Here is a 5,190-nt window from a genome sequence, read left to right on the forward strand (position 1 = left end):
ATTTTACCGACCACAGGAGCTCGGATACCGGCTCTGAACTGCGACGATTCATAGACTACATGTCCGTGAACGTGAGTTGGCGCTGATGCCGTAGCTCGTCTGGGTGGTCTCATGGGGCGGCCCGTCCACCGGGACGGTGGACGGGCCGTGAAGAGGTCGGCGAGGCAAGATCACATGGCTGGGCCGGGCTTAGCAATGGCTGGGGCCGTCGTAGTAGCCGGGCCGGGCCAGCAACACGGAGTTGAAGTAGTAGCCCTGCTCGTCGTCCGGTTCGGCGTCGCCGTCGAAGGGGCGCCAGAAGCTGAGCAGCAGGTCTGGCGCGACGAATGACGCGGGGTCCTCGGCGTCGGCGGCGATGGCCGTGACGTCGGACATGTGGTTCACGACCTCGCGGGCTGGCAGGCCGAAGACGTCGATTCCGCGGAAGAAGACGACGTCCGACGGATTGGAAGGGCGTCCCAGTTCCACGGATTCCAGCTGGTCACGCGTGCATCCGATACTGATCATCAGGCCGCTCGGCCGGAAGATGCTGTGACCCGCTTGGTCAGACGGGGAGATCGCCGTCGGTTCCCGAAGCGAGTCCAGCGCGCTGTTCGCAGCCTCGCGTGACATGCCAATCTGCAGGGGGCCGATGCCTATGGGTGGGGCGAGCTCGAAACGCATGCGCGCATGGTGTCACAGGCCGCGCCTGTCGCCTGAGGTGGCTGATTCCGGGTCAGCGATCTGGGCTTCCAGGTCGGCGACGCGCCGGTCTTGGAAGCGGAGGTTGGAGCGGGCTGCCTTGAGCCGTTCATCGAGCGTGCGGTTGTCGGTGGTGAGCTGGCGGACACGTTGCTTGAGGGTCGTGTTCTCGGTCGTGATCCGCTGGATCGCCTCCTCGGTCCACTCGGCTTCCAGGTCGCGGACCTGCCCGAGGAGTTCACCGATGCGAGTGCGCTGGGCGAGGATCTCGGCGTGGGCGGCCTTGAGGGCATCCTCGGCGTTCAGGGCCCGCTCACGCCAGGTCGCCTCGCGCTCGTCGTGTTGGTCGGCGACCATCTGATGGCGGCGTCCGCCGGTCTCGGTCATGGCCGTGGCGACTGCGTCCCTGGCTTCGGGATTGTCGTAGAGGAAGGTGCGGGAGACGTCCGCGCGCCGGGCGACAGCGGCGACGCTGACCTGGGCGTTCTCACGGCGGAGCCGGGTAATCGCGTCATGGACCCGCTGGACTGCGGCTTCGGTTCTGCGGCGGCGGGACGCCAGAGCAGCTGCCGTACGGGGTTCGGGAACGGTGGCCTTGTTCATACGTGGTCGTCTCCGTCGGTGGCGTCGTACTCGTCTTCGTGTACGTCTCCTGCCTCGGCCAGGTCGGTGGCGCGGAAGGCAGTGGACCACACACGCTGGAAGTAGTCCTGGGGTTTGCGCAGGTCCAGGGCAAGGGCGTCGTCGAGAAGGCCGAGGCCGGCCAACGCCTTCTCCAGTCCTTCGATGGCGCGGGCGGTGGGCTCGAAGTATTTGTGAAGGTAGTCGGCGGTGGCATCGTCGGGGGCGCCTTCGGCCAACAGCCGCCACTGCTCGCGCTTGCGGCGCCAGTAGAGGAGGTCTGCGCCGGACAGGACGAATTTGTCGCAGTTGTGGCAGTCCAGATTCCAGGGGCATGCACCGCCCTCGACGACGGGCTGGAAAGTACAGAAGCCGCCCTCGGCCGGGGTACTGCGGCGGGACAGATCGATCGCGAGGGCCTGGGCCTGCTCGCGGGTGAGAGGGGTGCTCTCCCCGGCCAGAGGCTCGCCGGGCTTTGCGGCTCCTGGGCCGGCGACCCAGACGTGCTGAAGGACGTTCTCCAGGTCGGAGCTGCTCAGGTGGACGTAATGCTCGGCCATGCGGTCGGAGACCTGGCCGAGGTAGCGGCGAATGTGGGTCAAGGTAGCGCCGTGCCGCAGCAGATTCGTGGCCAGTGTGTGCCGGGCCTGGTGCGGGACCAGGCGGCCGAGGTCGAGTTCGTCCACCCACAGTCGGAAGCCCCGGATGAACCAGGTGTAGGACAGCGAGGTCGTCATCAGCGAGTTGCGTGTAGTTCGCGGGAAGAGAACCATCGCCTCGCGTTCCTGGGGCGTGGGGCTGCGGCCATGTCGGGCGGTGAACTTCTCCTGGGTCTTGCGCTGCCTCTCGGCGAGGAGTTCGTAGAGACCCTCGGGGATGCGGATCGCGGCATCGTAGTTGCCGACCTTGGTCTGGTCGTGCCAGAACATGGGCAGGCCGCCGTAGCGACCGATGCAGTTCCACCGCAGTTTCAAGACCTCGCTGGTGCGGCGCCCTGTCGTGACGATTGCTTCCCAGACATCGCGCAGTCCGTGGTCACTGGGATCGTAGGCGTCGGCGAGCCGCTGCAGGTTCGTCCAGTCGGCCAGCGCGCGGGCCGCCTCGTCCGGGAACGGCCGCCGGGCTCGAAGCGGGGCCCCGCCTCCGGCGGGCATGGACGTGATGAACTCCCGCCCCAGACAGACCCGTTCGGCGGCGCCGTCCTCCAGCGCGCCCCGGAGGACCCGCCGGACGCTGTTGAAGACCGTCCGCCGCGTGTGGGTGGTGACCGTGGGTGGTTTGCCCGTCGAGCCAGTCAGCGCGATCGAGGGCAGGCCATCGCGTTCCCGACGCCGCTGGTCGGCCACGAAGCGCTGCATGTGTTCGGCGTGCAAGGCGCTGGGATCGTGGCCTCCGCCGGGAGCATCGGCCTCCAAGAAGGCGCCCAGTTCCGTGGCTCCCCGGCGGAGGTTGTCGACTGCGGTGCCGGTCCTGGGGCAGCGCGGGGACCGTAGCAGATCAGCGAGATGGTCCCAGAGCAAGTCTCGCAGCCAGCGTTGCGGGATGGCCGTGAGGTCGATGTGACTGGCCCGTTTGTCGAACCGGACACCGAAGTGGTCCGTCTCCAAGAACCCCGCCTCACGGCACTCGTCAGCTGTGAAGTAGATCAGCTGCAACTCCCGCCGCATCTCCCTGACAATGCTGGATGAGAAGCCGCCCAGGGCGCTCAGATCAAGCTCGACCAACGAGTCGACCCGGCTCTGCCGGCAGGCGTTGACCATGCGCTGGATCCACTCAAGGTCCCAGCGACCGGGCTCGGGTTGCTCGGCGTGCCGGAACATACCCCACTGGATCTCTGCGCGCAGCAGCGGCCGGAGTCCGCACAGGTTGACCTGCCCCGGCCACGTCACCGCCGCCACCGAGGCGCACCAACCCTGGAACTCCTCTCGGTTCTCCATCACGACCGGGACCGGTTGCCCGATGCGCTCGTAGGCATGCCACCAGTGGTCCGGCAGCGAAGCGCCGCCAGGACTGCCGTGCAGCCGGTAGCGGTGCCGATGTCCCGAGCACAGCCCCAGCGGGGAGTAGGCCAGGCTGGGACAGACTGCCACCCGGCATTCTCCGTAGCCCGTCAGTGGTTCCTGTTCTCCCAGCCAGCAGACGAAGCCCGACTCCTCGACGGCTCCGGACCTGCGCAGATAGAGCCAGCGGGTCTGATGTCGGACGCACAGTCGTGTCGTGGTGTGAGCCGCGGGCCGTTGGGGACAGATACGGCAGGACTCCTCGCGGATCCACTCCGAGGGATCGAGCGGCTCGGCTGCCGTGACAAAGGCCGCCTTACCGATCCCGCGTTCCTTGGCCTCGTTCCACTCCCGACGGTGCACCGAGCACAGGTCAGTTCCACCGTCACGGACGCGTTCGCACTGGTTGATGAGGCATTCCCACCGATAGACAGTGTGGCCGCGAGGAATCCGGATGATCGGTTCCCGGAAGACCGGGTCGAATGACGGGCTGTGAATCAGTGCCGTGAGGATCTCCAGCCGGTCCCGGCCCTGACGGTCTGGCCGGTCGGTGTGGATCGGCAGCAAGGACCTCGCGCTCACTTCGACTCACCCCAGACCGTGCGGAGTGCCGCGTCGAAGGCCGGGTCGTGGACGTCGACGTGCCCGTAGACCTCGTCCACCATCGTGGCCGAGGCCCAGCCGCCTGCGTCCCGGGCGATCAGCAGGTTGCCGTCGGAGGCGTCGAGGACCGCCGAGGTGAAGGTGTGCCGGAAGGCATGGGGTTTCACGAGCCCGAGGTCGGCGCGTTTGCCGGCCCTGCCCAGCATCCTGCGGGCTGCGACCGGCGCCCAAGGCTCCCCGGCGCTCGCGCCGTGCAGTTGGACCAGCAGCATCCCGTGCCCGGCGCGGTCGCGTGGGTACTCGCCGCCGGTGAGGTACTCGAAGTAGGTGTGCACCATCGCGGGGCTGACCCGCTTGATCAGCCCGCCGGTGACCGTGCCGTCCTCGATCCGCCACGGGTGCTTGGTCTTCGCCTCCGCCCGGTTCGGGTTGCCGGCCCGGTGGCAGACGTGGACGTGCGGGCTGCGGCACTCCCCGCAGGCCGCGTTCTCGCGCAGGTGCAGGTCGACCAGATGCAGCCCGCAGAGCTCGCCGATCCGAAGCCCGCCGTCGGCCAGCCAGGTCACCACCAGCCGGTCCCTGGCCGAGTTCACCGTCGCCAGCAGCTTTTCGCGAGCGCCGTCCGGGAGCATTTTCGGGTGCCGACGGTGCGGCCCTCGCGGAGCGAGCGGGTTAGCGGGCATCGCACCCTTCACGTGCCCGAGGAACGAGCGCCGACGGTCCACCTGGGACGGCAACCGGGTCACCCCGAGTTTCTTGCCGAGCTCGGCATTGATGCCGAGCGATGCCTGATGCAGGTAGAAGCCCTTCAGGCAGGCCGCAGCAGTCGACAGTGCCGCCCGGCCGTACGGGCGCTTACCAGCCCGCCACGGCTCACCGAGCGGAATCCGGACCTCCGCGCCGACGATGCCCATATAGCGCTCAAGATCCCGCAACACCACCGTGGCGAAGGCCAAGCACTCGCGCTCCAGCCACCGCAGATGGTCCACCAGGTAGTACGCGTACGTCTTCTGCGTCCCCGAACCGTCGTGCGTGCGCAGGAACCGGTCCGCCTCCGCATGCACGGCCCCTTCGGGCCAAACGATCGTCCACGACCGTCGCCCGTCCTTCCGCTCGATCTGCTGGACCCGCAGGTCTCCGATCACCACTCGCCGTGCCCCTCGTCCTCCGTACCGACGCCGGAACATGACGGACGCTCCGGACCCGGTCGGTAAACGAGCCCATGACGTCTTGGTCACAGGCCCAGCCGGACATCACGGGCAGCGCTACCAGCGGTCGGTAAAGT

The 5,190-nt window shown here is 67.9% G+C and carries 4 protein-coding genes; all 4 read right to left on the reverse strand.

The features are described 5' to 3' along the window. Positions 1-189: 189 nt before the first annotated feature. Genes AC061S_RS44055 through AC061S_RS44070 form a run of 4 tightly spaced genes read right to left on the reverse strand, consistent with a single transcriptional unit; the run spans position 190 to position 5,053 of the window. Positions 190-663 (reverse strand): hypothetical protein, encoded by a 474-nt coding sequence (locus AC061S_RS44055; protein ID WP_478691512.1) that lies wholly within the window; start codon positions 661-663, stop codon positions 190-192. 12 nt (positions 664-675) lie between these two features. Beyond that, a complete protein-coding gene (locus tag AC061S_RS44060) occupies positions 676-1,284 on the reverse strand; it encodes a DUF6262 family protein (protein WP_478691513.1) in 609 nt (202 codons plus the stop codon). Continuing rightward, entirely contained in the window at positions 1,281-3,869 is a 2,589-nt protein-coding gene (locus AC061S_RS44065; protein ID WP_478691514.1) for a tyrosine-type recombinase/integrase, read from the reverse strand. The genes AC061S_RS44060 and AC061S_RS44065 overlap by 4 nt, the downstream gene beginning before the upstream one ends. Positions 3,870-3,880: 11 nt before the next feature. Beyond that, complete coding sequence (locus tag AC061S_RS44070) at positions 3,881-5,053, reverse strand: tyrosine-type recombinase/integrase (protein ID WP_478691515.1); 1,173 nt, start codon at positions 5,051-5,053, stop codon at positions 3,881-3,883. Positions 5,054-5,190: the final 137 nt, after the last annotated feature.

Source organism: Streptomyces sp. CA189, assembly GCF_056428985.1.

What these genes read in the sequence shown, in the direction of transcription:
- AC061S_RS44055 (WP_478691512.1), bottom strand. Translation starts at nt 663, where the DNA reads ATGCGTTTCGAGCTCGCCCCACCCATAGGCATCGGCCCCCTGCAGATT.
- AC061S_RS44060 (WP_478691513.1), bottom strand. Translation starts at nt 1,284, where the DNA reads ATGAACAAGGCCACCGTTCCCGAACCCCGTACGGCAGCTGCTCTGGCG.